The organism is Pseudoalteromonas rubra (assembly GCF_005887095.1).
GTDB classification, from domain to species: Bacteria; Pseudomonadota; Gammaproteobacteria; order Enterobacterales; family Alteromonadaceae; genus Pseudoalteromonas; species Pseudoalteromonas rubra_E.
Map to the genome: position 1 here is coordinate 67,062 of NZ_PNCI01000027.1, position 21,134 is coordinate 88,195.

General features: G+C 48.6%; 16 protein-coding genes. 5 read left to right on the top strand and 11 right to left on the bottom strand.

Annotated features, from left to right (window positions below; translation table 11 throughout):
- Positions 1-206: 206 nt before the first annotated feature.
- Entirely contained in the window at positions 207-1,829 is a 1,623-nt protein-coding gene (locus CWB99_RS12305; RefSeq protein ID WP_138550561.1) for an alpha-glucosidase family protein, read from the top strand.
- 55 nt (positions 1,830-1,884) lie between these two features.
- Here CWB99_RS12305 and CWB99_RS12310 read toward each other — a convergent pair whose 3' ends face one another.
- The 7 genes from CWB99_RS12310 to CWB99_RS12340 form a co-directional block, all read right to left on the bottom strand.
- A complete protein-coding gene (locus CWB99_RS12310) occupies positions 1,885-3,447 on the bottom strand; it encodes an EAL domain-containing protein (protein WP_249331870.1) in 1,563 nt (520 codons plus the stop codon).
- A 187-nt stretch (positions 3,448-3,634) separates the two neighbouring features.
- Positions 3,635-3,934, bottom strand: a complete 300-nt coding sequence (gene ihfA / locus CWB99_RS12315) for an integration host factor subunit alpha (protein ID WP_010384797.1) — start codon at positions 3,932-3,934, stop codon at positions 3,635-3,637.
- Between the two features lie 2 nt (positions 3,935-3,936).
- Positions 3,937-6,324, bottom strand: a complete 2,388-nt coding sequence (pheT, locus tag CWB99_RS12320) for a phenylalanine--tRNA ligase subunit beta (RefSeq protein ID WP_138550563.1) — start codon at positions 6,322-6,324, stop codon at positions 3,937-3,939.
- Positions 6,325-6,337: 13 nt separating this feature from the next.
- Positions 6,338-7,318, bottom strand: a complete 981-nt coding sequence (gene pheS / locus CWB99_RS12325; protein ID WP_046004550.1) for a phenylalanine--tRNA ligase subunit alpha — start codon at positions 7,316-7,318, stop codon at positions 6,338-6,340.
- A 192-nt stretch (positions 7,319-7,510) separates the two neighbouring features.
- Entirely contained in the window at positions 7,511-8,215 is a 705-nt protein-coding gene (hda, locus tag CWB99_RS12330) for a DnaA regulatory inactivator Hda (RefSeq protein WP_138550564.1), read from the bottom strand.
- A 1-nt stretch (position 8,216) separates the two neighbouring features.
- The gene (locus CWB99_RS12335; protein WP_171045331.1) at positions 8,217-9,272 is read right to left on the bottom strand and encodes a DUF2066 domain-containing protein; all 1,056 of its coding nucleotides are present in this window, start codon (positions 9,270-9,272) and stop codon (positions 8,217-8,219) included.
- Positions 9,273-9,379: 107 nt separating this feature from the next.
- Complete coding sequence (locus tag CWB99_RS12340; RefSeq protein ID WP_138550566.1) at positions 9,380-10,588, bottom strand: GGDEF domain-containing protein; 1,209 nt, start codon at positions 10,586-10,588, stop codon at positions 9,380-9,382.
- Positions 10,589-10,770: 182 nt separating this feature from the next.
- On the opposite strand from CWB99_RS12340, the gene CWB99_RS12345 reads away from it, so the two are divergent.
- The 4 genes from CWB99_RS12345 (at position 10,771) to CWB99_RS12360 (ending at position 15,463) form a co-directional block, all read left to right on the top strand.
- A complete protein-coding gene (locus CWB99_RS12345) occupies positions 10,771-12,270 on the top strand; it encodes an ethylbenzene dehydrogenase-related protein (RefSeq protein ID WP_138550567.1) in 1,500 nt (499 codons plus the stop codon).
- A complete protein-coding gene (locus CWB99_RS12350) occupies positions 12,267-12,965 on the top strand; it encodes a DUF1566 domain-containing protein (protein ID WP_138550568.1) in 699 nt (232 codons plus the stop codon). Before CWB99_RS12345 ends, CWB99_RS12350 begins: the two co-directional genes overlap by 4 nt.
- Before the next feature lie 3 nt (positions 12,966-12,968).
- The gene (locus CWB99_RS12355; protein ID WP_138550569.1) at positions 12,969-14,927 is read left to right on the top strand and encodes a pre-peptidase C-terminal domain-containing protein; all 1,959 of its coding nucleotides are present in this window, start codon (positions 12,969-12,971) and stop codon (positions 14,925-14,927) included.
- Positions 14,928-15,022: 95 nt separating this feature from the next.
- Positions 15,023-15,463, top strand: coding sequence for a VOC family protein (locus tag CWB99_RS12360; protein ID WP_138550570.1), 441 nt, complete (start codon positions 15,023-15,025; stop codon positions 15,461-15,463).
- A 1-nt stretch (position 15,464) separates the two neighbouring features.
- On the opposite strand, the gene CWB99_RS12365 is transcribed toward CWB99_RS12360, so the two are convergent.
- The 4 genes from CWB99_RS12365 to CWB99_RS12380 form a co-directional block, all read right to left on the bottom strand.
- A complete protein-coding gene (locus CWB99_RS12365; protein WP_138550571.1) occupies positions 15,465-16,364 on the bottom strand; it encodes a hypothetical protein in 900 nt (299 codons plus the stop codon).
- A gap of 75 nt (positions 16,365-16,439) precedes the next feature.
- A complete protein-coding gene (locus CWB99_RS12370) occupies positions 16,440-17,129 on the bottom strand; it encodes a transporter substrate-binding domain-containing protein (protein ID WP_138550572.1) in 690 nt (229 codons plus the stop codon).
- A 169-nt stretch (positions 17,130-17,298) separates the two neighbouring features.
- A complete protein-coding gene (locus CWB99_RS12375) occupies positions 17,299-20,076 on the bottom strand; it encodes a collagenase (protein ID WP_138550573.1) in 2,778 nt (925 codons plus the stop codon).
- 635 nt (positions 20,077-20,711) lie between these two features.
- Positions 20,712-21,008, bottom strand: coding sequence for a hypothetical protein (locus tag CWB99_RS12380; protein WP_138550574.1), 297 nt, complete (start codon positions 21,006-21,008; stop codon positions 20,712-20,714).
- Positions 21,009-21,134 lie beyond the last annotated feature (126 nt).

A 21,134-nucleotide genomic window follows, 5' to 3' on the forward strand; every position in this document is an offset into this window, starting at 1 on the left:
AGGCTTTTTACTCATATCAAAGCATGCCGTATGCTCTTCGCCATTGTTAATATTCCGTGTTGGCGTAACCCGCTTACTTAAAAACCTGATCTCAACCCGGCTGAATTGACTACAGTTATTATGCTACTCAATACAGAGAGTTAAGAGATGGCCCCAGAGGTAAACTCGTATACGACAACCCGACTGCACGGCGCAGGAGAAAGTGCATGGCTCAAAATGAATGGTGGAAAGGCGCGGTTATTTACCAGGTATACCCTCGCAGCTTTTGTGATACCAATAATGATGGAATTGGCGATCTTCAGGGGATCATAAGCAAGCTCGACTATATTAAATCGCTTGGCGTAGATGCCATCTGGATCTCGCCATTTTTTAAGTCACCAATGAAGGACTTTGGCTACGATATTAGCGACTATCGTGATATTGACCCTATGTTTGGCAGCCTTGAAGACTTTGACGAGCTGATTGATAAAGCACATCAGCGCAATATTAAGATCATTATTGACCAGGTACTTAGCCATACCTCAGATGAGCATCCCTGGTTCAGCGAAAGCCGTGCCAGTCAGACTAACCCTAAAGCTGACTGGTATGTCTGGGCAGATGCTAAGCCTGACGGCAGTCCACCAAACAACTGGCTGTCTATATTTGGTGGCGTGGCCTGGCAGTGGGACTCGCGCCGCTGCCAGTACTACTTACACAATTTCCTGACCGAGCAACCTGACTTAAACTTCCACAATCCAGAGGTACGTCAGGCTGTACTGGATAACGTGGAATTCTGGCTGAAAAAAGGCGTAGATGGATTCCGTCTTGATGCCATCAACTTTTGTTTCCATGATCAACAGCTGCGTGACAACCCGGCTAAACCTAAAGAGTTACGCCAGGGTCGTGGATTTAGCGAAGACAACCCCTATGCGTTCCAGTACCATTATTACAACAACACTCAGCCTGAAAACCTCGCCTTCATGGCCGAGATCCGCGCCCTGCTCGATCACTACCCGGGCACCGTAAGTCTGGGTGAGATTTCGTCAGAGGACTCACTTCAAACCATGGCTGAATACACCTCAGGTGGCGATAAGCTGCACATGGGCTATAGCTTTGAATTGCTGACGAAAGACTACAGTGCGGGTTACATCCGTGAAACGGTATCTCGCCTTGAAGCAGCCATGACTGAAGGCTGGCCGTGTTGGGCATTCAGCAACCATGATGTTGAGCGTGTCGCAAGCCGCTGGTCAAAAGACGGAAAAACGGTCGATGCGCGACAAGCAAGTATGCTAACAGCCCTGCTTGGCTCGCTGCGCGGCAGTGTATGTATGTATCAAGGGGAAGAGCTGGGCCTGGGCGAAGCAGATGTTGCTTTTGAGGATTTGCAGGACCCTTATGGGATTACCTTCTGGCCAAATTTTAAGGGTCGTGACGGATGTCGCACCCCTATGCCCTGGAACGAGCAAAGTGAACATGCGGGCTTCACTGAAGGAAAACCCTGGTTACCCGTATCACCGGCACATCAGTCACAAGCAGTTTCTCAGCAGACTGACTCAGCTGATTCTGTTCTAGCCCGCTATCAGGCGTTTATGGCCTGGCGTAATACCATGCCTGAGCTACAGGTCGGTGATATCGAATTTATTGATACGCCAGAACCTGTGCTGGCATTTTATCGACGTCATCAGGGTAAAACGGTGCTATGTGTATTCAACCTCGGTGAGCAACCAACACAATTTGCAATGGATGTTAAAGCCCATGCACAGCACCTGGAAATTGTTCATCACAATGGTCACTATGAACACAGCCAATTATCCCTGCCCGGATTTGGTTGCTACTTTGCTTCATTGTAACCCCTTGAACAAAAGCCCCGACAGCGGGGCTTTTTATGCCTTTACCTGATGCAACTTAGCAAATTTGCTTCAGTTCGTGCACAGGCATCGCTTTGTAATAGTACCACCCCTGATGTACTGACACTCCCTGCCGGGACAGGTATTCCGCCTGATGGGCCGTTTCCACTCCTTCCGCAATCAGTTTTTTATCAAGCTTAGCCGCCATCTCTATCACAGCATTCAGTACAGGGGATTGCAGGTTCTCCATCCCAATAGAAGCAACAAAGGTTTGATCTATTTTGAGTAGATCAATCGGAAAGCTCTGCAGGTAATGTAAACCACTGTAGCCTGTACCAAAGTCGTCTATCGCTATCTCAACGCCCTGCTCTACCAATGACTGCAACACCGAGTGTATCTGCGCCTGAGATAATACATCTCGCTCGGTCAACTCTATGGTCAGGCGAGGGATAACCAGATTCGCTTTGTGCAGAACCTCAAGGTAGTCTTTGCAGGTTAACAAGTATCCGTTGACGTTAAACGACACCTTAAAGTTAGGGTGATTTTGAACAATCTCGCTCAATTCCGTCAGCGCCTTCTCAATCTGATAAATCGACAGGTCAAGAATACTGCCATCTCGTTCTGCTTCGGGGATAAAGTAGGCCGGGCTAAGCTCGCCCTCTACCGGGTGTTGCCAGCGCACCAACACCTCAACACCAACAAGCTCACGGGTCGTAGCATCCACCAGTGGCTGATAAACGTTAAAAAGCTCATGTCTGCTGATGGCTCCGAGCAAAAGTGCGCGGCTACTCAGTACGCGACGGTCATAGTAGTTTAACAACATAGTGAGTCCAATCAGACTGGCTGAGTATAAAAGCAACAGGGTTAGCAACCATACAGGTTGGATCGTGGAAAGTTGCTTGGCATCGCTGGCAACCATAATGGTCAGTTGCGGTAAGGCTGCAAGCGGGCGAGCAAAAATATACTTTTGTGTTCCATCATCGAAGCGCCCTTCAAACTCAACCATATCGCGCATCGGAAAAAGCGCCTCACCCAGTGGCAACGTATATTTTCCACGCAAAAAAATGGGTACTCCTGAGTCACCATCAAGCAAAGCAATAAACGCCAGATTTCTATGCCGGGTAATATCTAATGTGTCGCTCAGCCAGCTGGTTGGCAGTAATGCATTAACCTCGAAGCCATCGCTGCGTGTCCGTGCCAGTACAAATGCGGGGACTTGTAAAAAGTCCGTGATGATCGGACCGTGATATCTTAATCCGGATTGTTTAACTGGCTCAGTGGTTTGTACGGGAGGTGTCAGACGGCCAAATGAATTACACAGTAGGCGCCCCTGTTGATCGACAATACCAATTTCACTCAATGCAGGATTTACAAAAACCTGCTCTCTCATCAAAGCTATGGTGTTGGCATCACAGTGCGTATTTAGTTGCTCTGCCTGCTTAAGGAAGACATCTATATTGTGAAGTTGTGAGTCCAGTTCCAGTCTGATCAATTCGGAAGCGGCCTGAACGGATTGCTTGGCGGCATCTTTTTGCTGAACGTAGACAAAGATCGCAAGCAGCCCAAATAATAAAGAGCTAATTAACCAGGCGACGATGATATTTTTGATACGATCAGTCAAGGAGTGATTACCCTGGGTCAACTTCGCACTCCAAACTCAAATACAAAGGCCAGATGGTAAAACAGATAAATGAAGTTTTTATGACAAAAAACCCCGGCTTACGCCAGGGTTTCTTAATTATCAGACAGATAGCCTATAAGCACCCAGGAAATACTCCCTGCGGTTAACTACTTAGCCCACTGCGTGATCACAGGTTTTTACTGGTACCCACTTCTACGCGCGTTTTTAACTTCTGACCAGGTCTGAAAGTTACAACACGACGTGCCGAGATGGGAATATCTTCACCAGTTTTAGGATTACGACCTGGGCGCTCTTTCTTATCGCGCAGATCGAAATTACCAAAACCGGACAGCTTTACCTGCTCTCCACTTTCCAGCGCTGAGCGGATTTCTTCAAAAAACGCTTCAACTAAGTCTTTGGCATCCTTTTTATTTATCCCCAATTTCTCAAATAGGTGTTCAGCTATGTCGGCTTTAGTAAGCGCCATATCTAGTCCCTCAACGATGCATTAAATTGTTTGGCCAATTCGGCCACCACGATTTCTACAGTGTCGTTGATGTCTTTCTCTTCGAGCGTTCTATCAACGGCTTGCAGTGTTAGAGCAATGGCTAAACTCTTATAACCAGGCTCAATACCTTTGCCCTTATACACATCGAATAAGTTTAGGTCAACTAATTGATTTCCGCCAACTTTCTCAATGCTTTCTAAAATATCGCCTATTTTTACATCATCTGCAACTAAAATAGCAATATCACGGCGATTTGACGGGAATTTCGAGATACTAACCGCTTCTGGAAGCTGTCGCTGTGCAATTGCCGCTGTTTCAACTTCAAAAACATACGCGGTTTCATTCAGATCCAGTGATTTTTGCAGTTGTGGATGAACCGCACCAATGAAGCCGACTTGCTCGCCATTAGCGTAAATTGCAGCTGATTGACCTGGGTGTAGCCCATCACATGCCTGTGCTTTAAAGCTGAAACGCGCTTTATCGTTACACAGAGCCAGTAATGCTTCAACGTCCCCTTTCACATCAAAGAAGTCGGTTTTACGGCTTGCAATACCCCAGTGTTCACTGTGCGTATTACCATAAACTACACCGCCAATAACAGGGCTCTGACGAACACCATTTTCAGCCGTTTCATCTTTAATGAATTTCAGGCCATGTTCGAACAAACGAATACGTGACTGCTGACGGTTTTGGTTGTACGCCACCGCATTAAGCAATCCTGGCATCAGGCTCACGCGCATCGCCGACATTTCGACAGAAATTGGGTGAGGCAATACCAGTGCATCGCTCTCTGGATGTAAAAGTTGTTGCTTCTTCGGGTCGACAAAGCTGTAGGTGATCGCTTCCTGATAACCACGTGCAACCAGTTCATTACGCAGGCGAGATACCGGTAAACGCGCTTCCTGATGATCGGTCATCTTTAACGCCGCTGTTGGGGCAACGTTTGGAATGTTGTTGTAACCAAACACGCGTGCAACTTCTTCAATCAGATCTTCTTCAATGCTGATGTCAAAGCGGTAGCTTGGTACAGTGGCTGTCCAGCTGTCGTTGGCAAAAGTCACATCCAGACCCAAACGCGTCAGAATGTCTGTCACTTTGCTGTCTTCAATATGGTAGCCGATAACGCGGTCAAGACGTGCGCGACGCAATGTCACTGATTTTGCTTCTGGCAAATCTGACTCAGACACAGCTTCTACAACCGGGCCTGCCTGTCCGCCCGCAATCTCAAGTAGCAACGCCGTTGCGCGCTCCATGGCGTCACGCTGTAGTTGATAATCAACACCACGCTCGTAGCGGTGTGATGCATCGGTATGCAGACCATAGCTTCGTGCCTGACCGGCAATCGCTAGAGGACTGAAGAATGCACTTTCAAGCAAGATGTCTGTAGTGCCTTCTTTAACACCGGAGTTTTCACCACCGAAGATACCGGCCATCGCCAGTGCTTTGTTGTGATCGGCAATGACCAGCGTGCTTGGCTTAAGCTTGGCCGTATTGCCATCCAGCAATACCAGCTCTTCGTTTTCTGCTGCGCTGCGTACTTTGATCCCACCTTCAATGGCATTCAAGTCGAAGGCATGCATTGGGTGGCCCAGCTCAAGCAGCACATAGTTGGTGATATCGACAACCGGATCGATTGAACGAATGCCGGAGCGACGCAGTTTTTCAACCATCCACAGAGGCGTCACCGCATCCAGGTTGATGCCCTTCACCACACGGCCAAGGTAACGAGGACAAGCCTGGCTGTTCACCAGTTCAATCTCAATTTTGTCATCAATAGTAGGTTCAACGGCCGGGATAGCCAGCTCATTGACATCAATGCCATTTAATACGCCCACTTCGCGCGCAAGACCTTTAATACCCAGACAATCACTGCGGTTAGCCGTCAGATCAACGTCGATGGTGACATCGTCCAGGTTAAAGTATTCGCGGATGCTCTGGCCAATTTGTGCATCAGTTGGTAGCTCTAAAATACCATCTGAACTTTCAGCCATGCCCAGCTCTTCAAACGCACACAGCATGCCGTGTGAAGGCTGACCACGTAATTTTGCTTTTTTGATCTTAAAGCCGCCAGGCAGAACTGCACCGACTTTCGCTACAGCCACTTTCAGGCCCGCACGGCAGTTTGCCGCACCACAGACGATGTCCAGCAGCTCGTCTTCGCCAACGTTTACTTTGGTTACACGCAGTTTGTCTGCATCCGGGTGCTGACCACACTCAACCACTTCACCAATAACTACGCCGTCAAACTCACCTGCAACCGGATCGACACCATCGACTTCCAGGCCGGCCATTGATAACTGTTCAGATAGAGCCTCGGTATCAATCGCAGGATTAACCCATTCTCTTAACCACTTTTCACTAAATTTCATTGTTGTATCGCTCTTATCTGAATTGGTTTAGGAATTTTAAATCGTTTTCGAAGAAAGCACGTAAGTCATTGACGCCATAACGCAGCATAGTCAGACGCTCTACACCCATACCAAAGGCAAAGCCGGTGTATTTTTCAGGATCAATGCCAACTGAGCGCAGTACGTTCGGGTGTACCATGCCACAGCCTAAGACTTCTAACCACTTACCATTTTTGCCTTTCACGTCTACCTCTGCCGAAGGCTCAGTGAACGGAAAGTAAGATGGACGGAAACGGATCTCCATGTCTTCTTCGAAAAAGTTACGCAAGAAATCGTGCAAAATACCTTTCAATTCAGTAAAGCTCACGTCTGTGTCTACCATCAGGCCTTCAACCTGGTGGAACATTGGCGTATGTGTCTGGTCGTAATCGTTACGATATACCCGGCCAGGAGAAATAATACGCAGTGGCGGCTGCTCAGCTTCCATAGTGCGGATCTGAACACCACTTGTCTGGGTTCTCAAAACCAGCTTAGGATTAAAGTAAAACGTATCGTGATCGGCACGTGCCGGGTGGTGCTCTGGAATATTCAGTGCATCAAAGTTATGGAAGTCATCTTCAACTTCCGGACCAGATTTTACCGCAAAGCCCAGCTCACCAAAGAACTGTTCGATTCGCTCAATAGTCCGTGTTACCGGATGCAAACCACCCTGTGGCATAGTACGTCCAGGCAGAGTCACATCGATAGTTTCTGCTGCCAGCTTCTGAGCCAGTGCGGCCTGCTCCAGCGCTTCACGCTTGTCATTGATCGCGGTCTGAACCTGATTTTTTGCCTGGTTGATCACCTGACCCGCTTCTTTACGTTCTTCTGGTGCCAGTTTACCCAGGGTTTTTAGTAGTCCAGTGATCTCACCTTTTTTACCAAGGTAGTTAACTCTGACTTCCTCAAGTTGCGCAACTTCGCTCGCGTTTGCAACAGCGTCCAGCGCTTGCGCTAAAATATTCTCTAAGTTCATTTTATACCTGATCTTGTTGAGGTAATTTGCCTTTGATTGAATCGGTTATAATAACTGAAACAACGGGGCAGATTCTAGCCCAAATTAGGGGCTTTTCATGGACAATTTAAAGGTTGTCAGTTGATTTTGGGCTGGTTTGAGGTTTTTAGTGGAATTTGTGATACCGGCGTTCATAAATTCCACAGCAAGGGGTTATAAGTTCAGGGTGGTTTTAATAAAGGGGATAGTCAACTTTCGCTGTGCCGCCATGGAGGCATGATCCAGTTTATCCAATACATCCAACAGGGCACGAATATCCCGACTAAGTCGGGTCAGCAGGAATCGGGCACATTCATCACTGAGTTCAAGGCCCCGCATTTTGGCCCGTTTAACCAGCGCTTCGGCCTTATCATCATCGCTCATCGAACGGATCTGAAACGTGGTACCCCAGGTAAAACGCGATTCCAGATCGGGCAGGCTTAGATTGAGCATATTCGGCAATAGATCGGCGGTGACCACCAAACACTTACCTGGCTCGTTAAACCGATTAAAAAAGTTAAACAGTGCTTTTTCCCAGGGCTCATTGCCCGCGACCAGATGCACATCATCAATGCACACAACATCCAGCGCTTCCAGTCCATCTAACACCGCAGGCCCGAAGTTAATCAGCTCTCTGAGCGACAACAGAATTGTAGACAGGCCTTGTTCCTGAGCATGAATACAGGTGGCATAAAGCAGGTGTGACTTACCGGAGTCACCCAGACCACAAAGATAAGTAAACTGAAAATCCTGATGAATTGCTTCAAGTGCGTTTTTCAGATGTGTTACCTCCAGCGAGCCCTCCCCCCCAAAATAAGCGCTGAAGGTTTCATCGTCGGGCAGGGTTACTGGCAAAGCCATTTGCATAGGCTGCATCATACTACTGCCCCACCCAGCTGTATCTGAGGTTATTGGCACTGGCCACCTGATAAAATGCACGCGGGTCAACATACACACTAAAAGCGCGCTCTAATTTAAGTGATTTTTGCAAATCAACCACAGACGAGCCATGCTCCACTTCAAACTTCACCAAATCGCCCTGACGATAAATCACATCGACATCCTGTACCGTGCTGATGCTCAGTAACTGCCTTCTGGCCAGCTCGATTTTGCTGAATGAAGTCAATTTATCAACCGTTAAGACGGTGCTATTCGTGGCATAAGAGCGATTGGGGTCAATCACATATTCAGCAGCCAGCGCCGTTGACATGTCATTGATCATGGCGATAAGCAGCTGTTGCTTATCCCCCACTTGCTGCGTCGATTCAAATTGATCGGTGTCGGTGTAACGCCAGTCTAGTTGCCAACTGCTGCTGTTGGGTTGTTTAAACAGCCGTCCGGTGATCACCCGCTCTGCGTTATAACGCATAGATGCCGCTTCAACTGGCTGGGAAAAGTTCCCCCATACCTCAGCAATGCCCACCTGAGCCCGGTCGGCCAGGTCCATCAGCGGCACCACCACAGGGATCCCCCACTCGGCCGCGGTGTCATAAATGAGTCGTTCCAGTTGGGGGTAACTTTCTTGTGTCACAAACTCACGTCGCAGGTTGTCTTCAATCACTAACCAGATGGCAATCATGGGCCGACGGTTGCCCCACAAAGGCAAATTACTGTCTCTGACCAGCTGCTCTACTTTATCTGCTTCAAACTTCACCCGTATTTTGATATCGCCATCTGCCGACTCGATATACTCATATTTGAGCATATAGTCAGAAATACGTTTTTTACTTTGGCGGATCAGCGGGTGGTTCAGGTGTTCAGTGCGGCCTGTCAACTTTTGGATTACGCGGTCCAGTGCCTGCTGGCTGGCGATCACGCGCTTAGCACGAGTCTTGTTATCTACCTGCAACGTAGCCTCGTACAGATCTGTTACCTCGACCGCGCTTGCGGCCATACACCAGCCAAACAAACTCAGTAAAAATAATCTTAGTGCCATAACAACCAAAAAGTTAAGGAGAAAACCCGATCCTAATGCAATCGCAGTTGCAAAGCAAAAACCAACGAAGATTGATTTTCAACATTTAAGATGGATTGAGGTTTTAATCACCGGATCTCAGACTCGTCGTAAAAATATGCCTGATTCTTGCCCAGCTCTTTTGCAGAATACAAAGCACTGTCTGCACACTTCAGCAAAGCCTCGGCGCTGAATACACCTGTGTTATTGGCGATACCTATGCTGCAACCACATTGCACCTGCTGCCCACCTTCGAGCTGGATTGGGCTCGAAATACAAGTTATCAGACGTGAACAGATCTGCATTAACACCGGCTTTTCAAGCGGTTCGGAGAGTACCACAACAAATTCGTCTCCGCCGAGGCGACATAACACGTCATAACTACGCAGGTCTCTTTTAATTCTCTGCGCCACGTCCTGTAACACGATATCCCCACTGTGATGACCGAAATTGTCGTTAATGGGTTTAAAATCGTCTAAATCGAGATACAAAATATGTACGGACACCGGGCCGCGCTTTGAACGCTCGGCCAGGTTATTCAGCTCCCGGAATAAGAATTTTCGGTTGGTCAGGCCCGTTAGCGTATCATGTAAGGCTTCATGCTCCAGCCGCTGCTGAAGCGCTTCGCGGGTCCGAATTTCTTTTTGTAGTTCGGACAGACTGGACTCAAGCTCCTGGGTCCGCTCGGCTACTTTGCTTTCTAACTCACTTTGGTAGTTTTGCAACACTTTGTTGGCTTCTACCAGAGCTTGCTGGTTATTAAAGGCATCCAGCGCAGAAGAGATCACATGGCTGATGGTGTATAACACATCGACGATCACGCCCGAGTATTCATCTTCACGCCGATAAGACTGGATGATAAACGCACCCATAAAGTTATTGCGATTAACCAGCGGAAAGCACAGCCATTGCTTTGGAACAGTGCCAAGAATCTTTAATCGACCTTGTGCCACCAACTGGTGTAACTGCTCCCTTTTAAAATTACATACACTTTGTGACTGTAACGCATAGGCCGTCAATGAATGGGCGATTTCGTCCAGTGACAAAGCTTCCAAATCTGAGGGGTTAATATCATCTTTTACGTCATGGAAGTAAGGAAAAGTCAGACTGCCGTCTTCGCGAAACAACACAACGTAAAAGTTGTCCGCATAGGTCACCTTTTGCAAAATACAGTGTATGTCCAGCAAAAAACGCTGGATAGAATCACTGGTATTTAAGCAGGCCACTATGTCCGTCATGCTGTCAATCACTTCACCACTATTTAGGGAATCCATCGTCTCTAACACAAAGTTACTCATCCTTTACTCACTCTATTGCATCCTACATTTGGTACTTAAGTTAGTTTAGTCGAGGTTTTGAGGGAATGTACAAAGAAAAGCAGGGAGAGCCGCACCTGAGCTGGCACACAAGTTAGGGCTTGACATAAAACCGCAACCCTTTAGATTTACACTTTTTAAACACAAAAATAACAAACATTGACATGCGTAAGGCTACTTTTGTTTTTCTTCATATGCTGACCATCGTATTGGTGATCTGCAGTCTGTTTACCGGCCTGAGGTTTTCATTGCTCACTCAGGACGGGTTAAAATTCCTCAGTGCTCTGTTACCTCAGGGGAACCTGTACTTCTGGCATATCGGCAGTGCCAGTTTATTATCTGCTCTGGCTGCGGGATACCTGTTACTTTGTTTGTGGCGCCCATATCGCAGCAGCCCGAGTCACTATCACCTGTGGGTGAACCGGTTTGGTTACCTAATCATACTGGTATTACTGAGCTCCGGATGGCTGCTCTGGCTGGGGCGATTTGTTGTAATCGCACAGCCTCTGCATTTTTACAGTTTCTGGTTATTGCTCATATACCTGCTCATGCACGGATGGGCCTACTTCATCCAACATGGCAAATACGTTATATCCGCTTTACTGCCAAAGCAGCCAGACAAACACAGTATCGCGGTTGTTATCAGCGTCACTGCCGGAGGCTTACTCTTATACAGCGCAGCTCAACACTCCGGTGAAACCTTGACTGTTGCATCACTCGCGCCCGAGGAGTTTATCGAGATCGACGGTCTTGGTGATGAGTCACACTGGCAGAGGGCGCCAGTTTACACAATAGAGACACACGGGGGGATCAACTTTGATGATGGCCGCAGCACCATTCAGGTGCAGGCTCTGGCAAACAGCCAGGAAAGCTATTTTCTCGTACGCTGGACAGACTCAAGTATGAGCACCAATCACCTTCCTTTGTTAAAAACGCAAGCAGGCTGGAAAATTCAGCAAAATGGGTTTTATGAGTTCGATGAGCGTACATTTTATGAAGACAAACTAGCCGTTATGCTGTCGCACTCTTGCGAAGTCGGAGCTGATAATACTGCTCAGCTGGGCAACCGCCCGCTTGATGGTAAACCGCCAAACTGGCATGGCAAGGGGTTCCACGCCAGTATGGATGGAAAAATTCGCGACCTGTGGCATTGGAAAGCGGTTCGTACCAACGACATGTACTTAGCGGACGACAACTTTTTCGGCCCCCCTGCCAAAGAACAAAAAGGCCAACGCAGATATACGGCAGGCTACCAGCCAGACGGCAAAGAGAGCGGCGCCTATGTGATGAACTGGCAATGGTATAAACCAGGTTTAGTTACCCCGAAACGATTACCCCATCAAAGCAACGCACACCTGAGCGTCTTGCCCTGGTTTGGCAGCACCCCCTACACCGCAGAAAACGATGATTTTGCCCCAGGCAGTACACTGTCATCGATTCTCTATCGCTCCAATCGCTTTGAAGGTGACCGTGCCGATGTCAGGGCACGGGGAACCTGGGACAACGGCGTATGGACGCTGGAGTTAGTGCGCAAGCACGACACAGGCTCTGAGCACGATGTACCGCTCACAAACGGCACCTGCATGTGGTTTTCCGCCTTTGATCATGCACAGGTTGGACATACCCGCCATATGCGCCCTGCAATTTTGAGGTACCCGCTATGATCGCCCGATTGCTCATGTCGCTGGCTGCTGTTTTTATTGTGGCTTCTGTGCTTTGGCTGGACCCGGCAGCGCCGGTGGCGCAGCCACATCCCAGGTTTGTCAAACTGGATAAACATGGCAGTCCACTGTCTCCATGGCAAGGACCCTGGTCCTGTGTGCTGGATACGGCACAGCAACTGGTGTGGGAGGTTAAAACCGACAGCGAAAACATCCATGATGGCTACTGGACATACTCCTGGTACCTGTCAGGCGCCCCCCGCACTTCAGACCGGGCAAGAGGCGAAGCCAACCTTGGCGATTGCTATTTTGAAACGAGTCGTTGCGATACCCAGGACCTGATCAACAGGACCAGACAAACAGCTTTGTGTGGCCTGACTCAATGGCGACTCCCCAGCGCACAAGAGCTAAGCAGCTTGGTGCAGGCACCGGCCCGTCCGGGTCATGCCCATATCGCTCAGGACTTTTTCCCCCATATGAAGCACGGAGACTACTGGAGTGCCGATCACTCTCAACCTCTGTCTGGCCATTACCGACGCTTTAAACAAGGCGCTCTGGCCGTCAATTTTCATACTGGTGAACAGTATTCGTTGCCCTATCGCAATGCCGCATTCGTGCTATTGGTGGCCGATCTGCCATCAGAGCATCACTCTTCACGCATCTCAGGCGTGACTCATCAACCAACAACAGGAAACTAGGATATGAGAGTGCTTTTAGCAGGCCTCACTACCGTAAGCTTATTTACCTCAGCTGCATACAGTGCCAGTGACTATCATCGCCTAATCTGGGATACCGATCCCAGTCATCAGGCCACGGTGGGCTTTACACCTACAGGTGGAAACGGACATTTTGTCAAATATGGCACCACCACGAATGAACAAAACTGGCAGGTAAAGCAGCCCACCGCAACCGCCGTTTTTGATGGTAGTCTCAACAGCCAGTTCGTCACACTAACAGGGCTCAGTGCCAACACAGCCATCTACTATCGGGTGTGCGACAACGCCGGCTGTGGTCAGCGGATGTGGTTTAAGACGGCGCCAGACACCACCACAGGGTTTGTTGCGGTCGCGGGCGGAGACACTCGAACAGGCTGGACAACACGACGTGAAGGCAATGCGCTGATAGCCAAGATCCGCCCTCTGTTTATTATGCATGGGGGCGATTATACCAATGCCAATTCAGCCCAGGAAATGCGTGAATACCTGAAAGACTGGCAGCTGACCTTTTCTGATGACGTTATCGATGGGCAAAGCTACAAACGCATCTACCCATTTGTTGCCACCTTTGGTAACCATGAAGGCGACAACTTTAAAACCCTGTGCCAGGTTTTTGGGGTTGATTATGACCAAGACAGAACATGTACTAATAAAGATAGTTATGGTGCCTTTAACGTCGCTAACCTGCTACGCGTCTATACCTTAAACAGCCAATACAAAGACAGTGGCTGGTCTAGCTATGCAACCGCCATGAACAATTGGCTTAAACAAGACCTGCAAAGCAGTGGTGCCGGCGCCAAATGGCGTATTGCTCAGTATCACAAGCCTATGTACCCACATTACTCAGGGAAATCGGACAATACTATTTTGCATACCTGGTGGGCAGACTTGTTCTATCAGCATAGGATGAACCTGGTCGTTGAATCTGATACGCACATCAATAAGCTGACCGAAGCGTTGCAACCTTCGGGTTCAGGGTTTACCAAAACGACCACTGGCGGCACCGTGTATGTGGGTGAAGGTAGCTGGGGTGCCCCCGCTCGTTCAGCCAACGATCCGAAAAGCTGGACCATTGATTTAGCCAGTATTCAGCAGTTTAAAGTGTTAAGTGTGACTGCTGACAGCATGAAAGTGCAAACGGCTCAGTTTACTGCCGGTGCTGATACACTCACACGTGAACAACGCGCAGCCGACGCGCTTGCTCTGCCTGCCAATATCAGTTGGTGGTATGCCAGTGAGCTTGGAGAAACCATGACGCTTAAGCGTGCCGCCAATTCGCTTTCAATCATTGACAGAGACAGTGGTCCGGTTGACCCGGGCAATGAGCTACAAAATGGCCAGCCAGTCGGTAACCTCGCAGGCAGTGCCGACAGTGAAAAGGTGTTCACTATGGTTGTACCAGAGGGCGCAAGCAATCTGCGCTTTACTATGAGTGGCGGTAGTGGCGATGCCGACCTGTATGTACGTTTTGCGCAAAAACCAACGACCTCAACATATGACTGCCGCCCCTATAAAGATGGCAATAATGAAACCTGTACCATCAGCAACGTACAGGCGGGTACCTATTATATTGTTGTCCGCGGTTACAAAGCCTTCTCGGGCGTATCATTAGTCGGCCAGTATGATCTGGGTACCCCACCGGGCGATGGCAACAAGCAAGTATGGAGCGGGTTGAGTGCGACCGCAGGAAGCTGGATCCACAAAACCTTTGACGTGCCTGCCAGTGCCACTAAGCTCACCGTGAGCACCTCTGGCGGCACTGGTGATGCCGATCTGTATGTGCGTTTTGGTGCGCAGCCTACCTCTTCTCGATATGATTGTCGCCCTTATGAAGACGGCAATTTAGAAACCTGCACACAAACGCAACCTCAGACGGGCACCTGGCATATTTCTGTCAAAGCCTATAAAGACTTCAGCGGCGTGACATTAACCGCAGAGTATTGATAGTCTGACGCAACTAGGAGAGTAATCACCCTACTCTCCTTGATTTTTACTCATCTGCCCTTATCTTTGACACCTGAACAAACAGGGGCAATTTTATGAAATATCTGCACACTATGGTTCGGGTTGAAAACCTGGATGCATCATTAAACTTTTACTGTAACCTGCTGGGATTAGTAGAAGTTAAACGTAAAGACAGTGAAGCCGGGCGCTTTACTCTGGTTTATCTGGCAGCACCTGACCAACTGGAAGAGGCTAAATCCAGCTTTTCCCCTACCCTTGAGCTAACTTATAACTGGGACACAGAGCAATATACGGGCGGGCGGAATTTTGGTCACCTGGCGTTTGCCGTAGAAGATATCTACGCGCTGTGTGACAAGCTCCAGGCTGCGGGCGTTACCATTAACCGTCCACCAAGATGTGGGCACATGGCCTTTGTTAAATCTCCCGACGGTATTTCGATTGAACTGTTACAGCAAGGAGAGCCTCTGCCACCGCAAGAGCCCTGGCTGAGCATGGAAAATACCGGAAGCTGGTAACTTAAATCGTCGAAAGGCAGCGATGAAGCGGTGCCCAGACATACCTTGCATTCATCAGCACATCACGTGTTCTGGCGCTAAGCTCCGGGTTTTGCAGCTTTAACGTCTGTCTTTCATTAAATTTACTTAACCTGATGGCATCACGCGTGATCGGATGTGCTACAAACAAACGGTTAAACGAGCCATCATCAATGGCTTTTTGTAAGCCATAAGTCAGCCGCGCTTTTAATCGCGTATTGTGCTTGTTGACAAAAAAATACATGGCCGTGGGATAACAAAACGCAAATCTGGGCTCCACAACGACCCCCTTAAGGTTTGGCAACTCAGCCCAGGGTTCATGAAGCGCACGAGGAAATAACTCAAACCGTTTTTCTTCCAGCATTCTGGGCAACAACGACGCAACGCTGGTGACCACAATAAAACCATTTTTCTCGTAGATTTTTGTATCCGGCCAGTCAATCCCACTGCCGATAAAAAGGTCCATGAGCTGAGCCGGTGAGTGAAGCTGGTTCAGCTTAGGCAATATGTCTTTATGGGCCAAAAATATCCGCGCGCCCATCATCCCCTTAAGGAGCGGTACGTAAACGGCGGCCAACTGAGTTTCTCGTTGCTGAGACGTCATAGTCCAGTGTACATCCAACAACTTTCCTTGTTCCAGGATTTCGAGTGTGCGGCCCTGAGGTGTGTGATCAAATGAGTTTTCGCTTAACTGATAGGGGCCATATTTATCGCGGCTTTTGTTCAAAGCGAGGCGCAGTACCGCAATATAATAATCCTGTTTAGGGTCAGCGTATGCTTTGGACACATTGTAGCGCACCAGATCGGCCCCTAAACTGTGTGAGCTCGTGAAGATTGAGGCAATCAATGTCGCCCCAAAGAACCATAAAATACGTTGCCACATGCCACCACTCCTTTTTGCCGACCCTCGACTTAAATATAGGCAACTTTATTCTTATGTGCACGCAGTCCAGTTTGATCAGGGCAATACAGGCTCTACCTGATAGCTGGTCATTAATTGCGCCAGCTTTATGCGCAAAGCGCTATCATTGAGTAATTCTGACAAGCGCTCAAACTGCGGCTGAAGTTGTCTGGGCGACAAAATGGCCCGGTAATAAGATTCGTGGGGTTGTTTTGACAGGTAAAAGTGGTTTTGCCAGCGGTTTTTCTTAATAAAGTAATTCAGTGTAGAGCGGCTGACAATGGCAAAGTCGACTCGCTCGCGCAGCGCCAGCTCCAGTAAGCCCTCCTCGCTGTTGGCATCGACCCGCTCCAACACCCCGGCGCTGACCGGTTTGACTGTACGAAAATAGTGATAACCCAAAATACCACCAAACTTTTTATTGCTCATTGAGGCCACCCCATCATATTCAAAGGGATTTTCGGCACAGGATACAAACTCATCGGTATCGTACATCAGTGGCTCACTCCATAAGTAGCGAGTCTTGTCCGGGTCTTTAAACCAGACGGGATGCACACCCAGTACCGCACCATCTAAGGTCTGTTCATTGAGATCCCGCTCGATACGTCTGCGAGGCAAGTAAACCAGTTTGTAGCGGGTGTGAGACTGCGAGGCGTTAAGTAATGCCACAAAGTCGAAGTACAAACCTTGTTGCTCTGCCTGATTCATAATGTAAGGGGGCTTGTTGTGATAGACAAATATATTCATTCGTTCAGCTGCATATGCGGGTAATAGCATACTGAAAAGGGTTAAGGTGAAGCTGACTATCAACAGGTTTATTTTCACAAATGACTGCCATAAAAAGGCTGAGAAGACTCTTTAAATCTAGAGCCAGTCTCCCCAACCTTCAAGCACATTAGTTAAATTCTCTTAACGGTTAATTGCACCACCCATCGTTATAGGTCACTTGTACAGTCGCACCGACAGGTGCGCCACTGACCTTAAGGTAACCCCAATACTGGCTTTGCTCACTCAGGTTAATACACTCACTGTTACCTGCCCGGTAAGATCCGGCTTCAACATTGTTGTCGTTGGGCCACCCCTGGTTACTGTACTCCAGTGTCAGATCACCGTTACCATGGGCTGTTTCGATTCGAATACTCTGCTGGCCACTGACGTTTTCCAGACTAAACCACATTGGATCCTGACTGCCCATACACACAGCAACGCCCTCTGACAGCCGCCCGCCAGACACGCTCCCCTGAGTCACACAGGTATCAGGTAAAGCCGCTACCGGCGCGGTATAGCTGGCAATCAAGTTAACGTCGGCATAAGCATTGTAGCCCCTGAGCATAATATAATACTCACCAGCTTTTGGTGTCGCAACGTCACAACGCTCTGCATTGCCGCCAACATAAGGCCGACAATCGTAGGTATCCAGCGTAGGTTGCTGAGCGTGACGCAGATACAAGTCAACATCTCCGCTGCCATCACTGGTACTGACGGTCAGGTTCGTTGCGCCCGCTGGAAGCTGAATCTTAAAGTATGTCAGTTCATCCTGGGCACCGGCAACAGGCACAGCCTTGCCATTTTGTAACTCAACAATCCCCTGATCTGCGCTGATCGTTGCCTGCGTTGTCACCTGATGTGCCAGCCCCTGATTGTCAGTCACAGTGAGTGTTACTGTGTAGCTACCGGCATCCTGGTAAGTATGAACTGGATCCGCTTGTGTACTCTGCCCGCCATCTCCAAACTGCCACGCATAGCTTAGAGACTGTCCTTCCGGATCTGAACTGCCCTGACTGCTAAAACTCACAGATGCGCCGGCTGTGCCCTGATAAGGACCATTTATAACCGCTGTCGGCGCCTGATTTGTGTCGCCTGCCAGTTGTTGCGTCCACTGGGTAAACTCGTTGTCATATTGCGCAGCCCAGTTATTCATACGCGCCTTGTAAGCACTCCAGTTACCGACCCGGGTTTCTCCCAGCATGGCATTCACTTCATCTTTGTGTGTTTCGATCATAAAGCGTACAGCAAGATAACCCCAGCGATAGATCCTGTCCTGATCAAAGCCGTCGTAAGTGGTTTCAAAAATCTCACCCAGCTGATAGGTACTGCCGTCTTTTATCGTATCTATGGCATCCTGGTTGTCATTCAGGTTGGCCACATATTCTGCCACCCCTTCGCTCCACCAGACAATGGCCTCCGTTGGGGCATTAAAGTCGCCATACAGGTCAAATCGTCCGTCGAGGTAATGCACATACTCGTGCTCCAGATTCCACACATAGTGATCAGCCTTAGCGTAGCTGGCTTCATAAGCGATGAAGTTTGCCTGGTTACCGACAACACTCGGATCTCCTTCCAGATACATTCCACCATTGTCGGTGTTAATACCAAATATCGGACCCGCATATTTCTTGTAATCTGCGCTGCTGTTAAAGATATTAACCTGCAGCATGGTGTTGTTATCATCGGCGACGGGTGTTTGATTGGTTTCGAGCATGGTATGAAAGCGCGTCTCTTCTGCTGCCATGGTGTCACAGGCAGACAAATGCTGCGCCTGTGTCATCTCCTGAGAGCGAATACGGATAGTGCTGCTACACTGATAGCTCTGCGACAATGCTTTACCAACCAGCTCCTCTTTAAACCCACAGATCCCGAAATCACTACAATCCGCGTAATAGGTCGCGATATCAGCGGCACCAAGCCAGATCCCATCACCATAGCCATAGCTCTGGTAAGTAGAGAACAGAGATTTCAGGGCTGTATCGACAGCTGGCTGGATTGATGTTCCTGTATAGTTTTTGAGCCTGGCAAGCTCTCTGCCGGCGTTAATGATCATGAATTCAGCATCCGACCCCAGCATCCAGCTTTGTTTGGTAAAGTTAGCCAGTAAATTCACCAGCTCTGCATCTTTACCGATAAGCGCAACGAAATCGCTGTTCCACTGACCGCGAAATAAAACGGTAAATATGCCATTCACCGCACCACGCATATGCCAGCTGGTCGCATAGCTTTCGCTCCAGCGCGACAACCAGGCTTTCACGACTGGCAGATAAACATGCTGAAGTTCGGAAGAATCCATGGTGGTGATCACCTCGCTGAGTACTTCGCCATGCGCATCGTTGTTGTCATAGAAATGGCTATTGGCCACAAACGCATCCAGCGCGTCTTTCACCGCAGTTTGCACACTGCCGTCGAAAGTCACTGAGTCATTATAAAACTCGACGTAAAAACCGGCCCGAATAAACAAGAAAAACGCTTCCAGATCGGCACTGCCAGTCCCTGAATAATTCACAGACAAGGTCTTTGCCTGCGCAGCGACGGCCAGCATTTTTGCGGTTGTAAAGGTGGCAACCTGAGTGTCAGAAGGTGCACTGAACAGATCATTGACACAACTTGCCCCCTGTCCGGAGACTTGCGCAACAATCGTGGATGCACTGGCATTGGCAAAAGCCGCCAGGTCGCAACTGCTTGCCACATCGACCTGTGATGAAGCCAAGTGCATTGCTACCGGCAAATGCGAATGCATTACAGAGTCACGGGCTGCTGTTGGTGCATTGTCTTGTGCAGTGTGGTTATGACCTTCGTCGCCATGAGCCAACTGTAAATCGGCAGCGTTCAGTGGTTTAAATTGTCTCTCAACTTGTTGCTGCGTTGCCTGCACGCTAGTGCATAGCAAGGGAAGCGCAGCGAGTATTGCTTTTATTTTCATAATGTAACCTTATTAAAATGTGTATCCAAACCCCATAAGAGGTGACATATTATTAACACCGATTTCATTATGTATACAATATAATTTATATAATTTTATTGAATATGCCTCCTTACTTTTCCTTTTAAGCATTATTTATTCATTTAAGTCAGAAAGTTAGCGGTTATGTGACAGAAAAAAGAGTGCGCTTGCCCTGTTTGTTGTTCGAAAAACCGCCCAATGAACCAAAAATATATAGCAAAAACATCAACAAACCGGCTGTACAGTTTTGCAGTTATCAGCAACCTGTTAACCAAGCTGTATGACAATGCGGTGAGAAGCAAAAGTGAAAAGCAATAGACTAAAGGCAGGTGTACCCATATGGTTAACGTGTAGCACCGCCAATAAGCGTGAAAAATAGAACATTCATTGCCATACAGATCTGTATAGGGAAAGAAACGATGAAGTCTGTGACAGTATCCAGCTTGTAAGATTAGCTAAGTGCAGACAGTGCCTGAATTGATGCGCTTTTGCCAGTCAGGCGCTGCTACTAAGCCCACTCAAGACCCTGGCAACCATTCATCATCTGAGTGCCGCGCTAAAACAGCACATAATGCGGCTGAAGAAAGAGTTAGCCGCCCATCACTCTGCGCAGGTTAATTGTTATGTAATTCAGTGATAGACACTATGCCATAATGCTCAATCGTGACTATCAGAGTCCGATGCTCTAATCTGATCGGATATTGACCATCGGGGAGCCGCTTTGCCGTCAGGTTATTCAGCCCGACGATCAATCCATCCAGATCACTGCCCTGCCGCTGTCCCTCAACGCCACGCCCTCGCATATACTCCATGCCCTGCTGAACACATTTTTCAACAACAGCATCAGCCACCTTTCGGCCCGCCTGGTTTTTCAGCGACTTAAACAGTAACCCTTTGATTAAAGAAAACATAACACTTCCTATATGCGATAACTATGATGCAGGAAGTGTAGCAAAGGTGGGTCCAGAGGAGTATGACAAATCGTTTCAAAGTATGTAGGTGTGCGCCCAGATGGGCGCATATGTCAAGTTAAGCAA

What these genes read in the sequence shown, in the direction of transcription:
- CWB99_RS12305 (WP_138550561.1), top strand. Translation starts at nt 207, where the DNA reads ATGGCTCAAAATGAATGGTGGAAAGGCGCGGTTATTTACCAGGTATAC.
- ihfA (WP_010384797.1), bottom strand. Translation starts at nt 3,934, where the DNA reads ATGGCGCTTACTAAAGCCGACATAGCTGAACACCTATTTGAGAAATTG.
- pheT (WP_138550563.1), bottom strand. Translation starts at nt 6,324, where the DNA reads ATGAAATTTAGTGAAAAGTGGTTAAGAGAATGGGTTAATCCTGCGATT.
- pheS (WP_046004550.1), bottom strand. Translation starts at nt 7,318, where the DNA reads ATGAACTTAGAGAATATTTTAGCGCAAGCGCTGGACGCTGTTGCAAAC.
- hda (WP_138550564.1), bottom strand. Translation starts at nt 8,215, where the DNA reads ATGATGCAGCCTATGCAAATGGCTTTGCCAGTAACCCTGCCCGACGAT.
- CWB99_RS12335 (WP_171045331.1), bottom strand. Translation starts at nt 9,272, where the DNA reads ATGGCACTAAGATTATTTTTACTGAGTTTGTTTGGCTGGTGTATGGCC.
- CWB99_RS12340 (WP_138550566.1), bottom strand. Translation starts at nt 10,588, where the DNA reads ATGAGTAACTTTGTGTTAGAGACGATGGATTCCCTAAATAGTGGTGAA.
- CWB99_RS12345 (WP_138550567.1), top strand. Translation starts at nt 10,771, where the DNA reads ATGCGTAAGGCTACTTTTGTTTTTCTTCATATGCTGACCATCGTATTG.
- CWB99_RS12350 (WP_138550568.1), top strand. Translation starts at nt 12,267, where the DNA reads ATGATCGCCCGATTGCTCATGTCGCTGGCTGCTGTTTTTATTGTGGCT.
- CWB99_RS12355 (WP_138550569.1), top strand. Translation starts at nt 12,969, where the DNA reads ATGAGAGTGCTTTTAGCAGGCCTCACTACCGTAAGCTTATTTACCTCA.
- CWB99_RS12360 (WP_138550570.1), top strand. Translation starts at nt 15,023, where the DNA reads ATGAAATATCTGCACACTATGGTTCGGGTTGAAAACCTGGATGCATCA.
- CWB99_RS12365 (WP_138550571.1), bottom strand. Translation starts at nt 16,364, where the DNA reads ATGTGGCAACGTATTTTATGGTTCTTTGGGGCGACATTGATTGCCTCA.
- CWB99_RS12370 (WP_138550572.1), bottom strand. Translation starts at nt 17,129, where the DNA reads ATGAATATATTTGTCTATCACAACAAGCCCCCTTACATTATGAATCAG.
- CWB99_RS12375 (WP_138550573.1), bottom strand. Translation starts at nt 20,076, where the DNA reads ATGAAAATAAAAGCAATACTCGCTGCGCTTCCCTTGCTATGCACTAGC.
- CWB99_RS12380 (WP_138550574.1), bottom strand. Translation starts at nt 21,008, where the DNA reads ATGTTTTCTTTAATCAAAGGGTTACTGTTTAAGTCGCTGAAAAACCAG.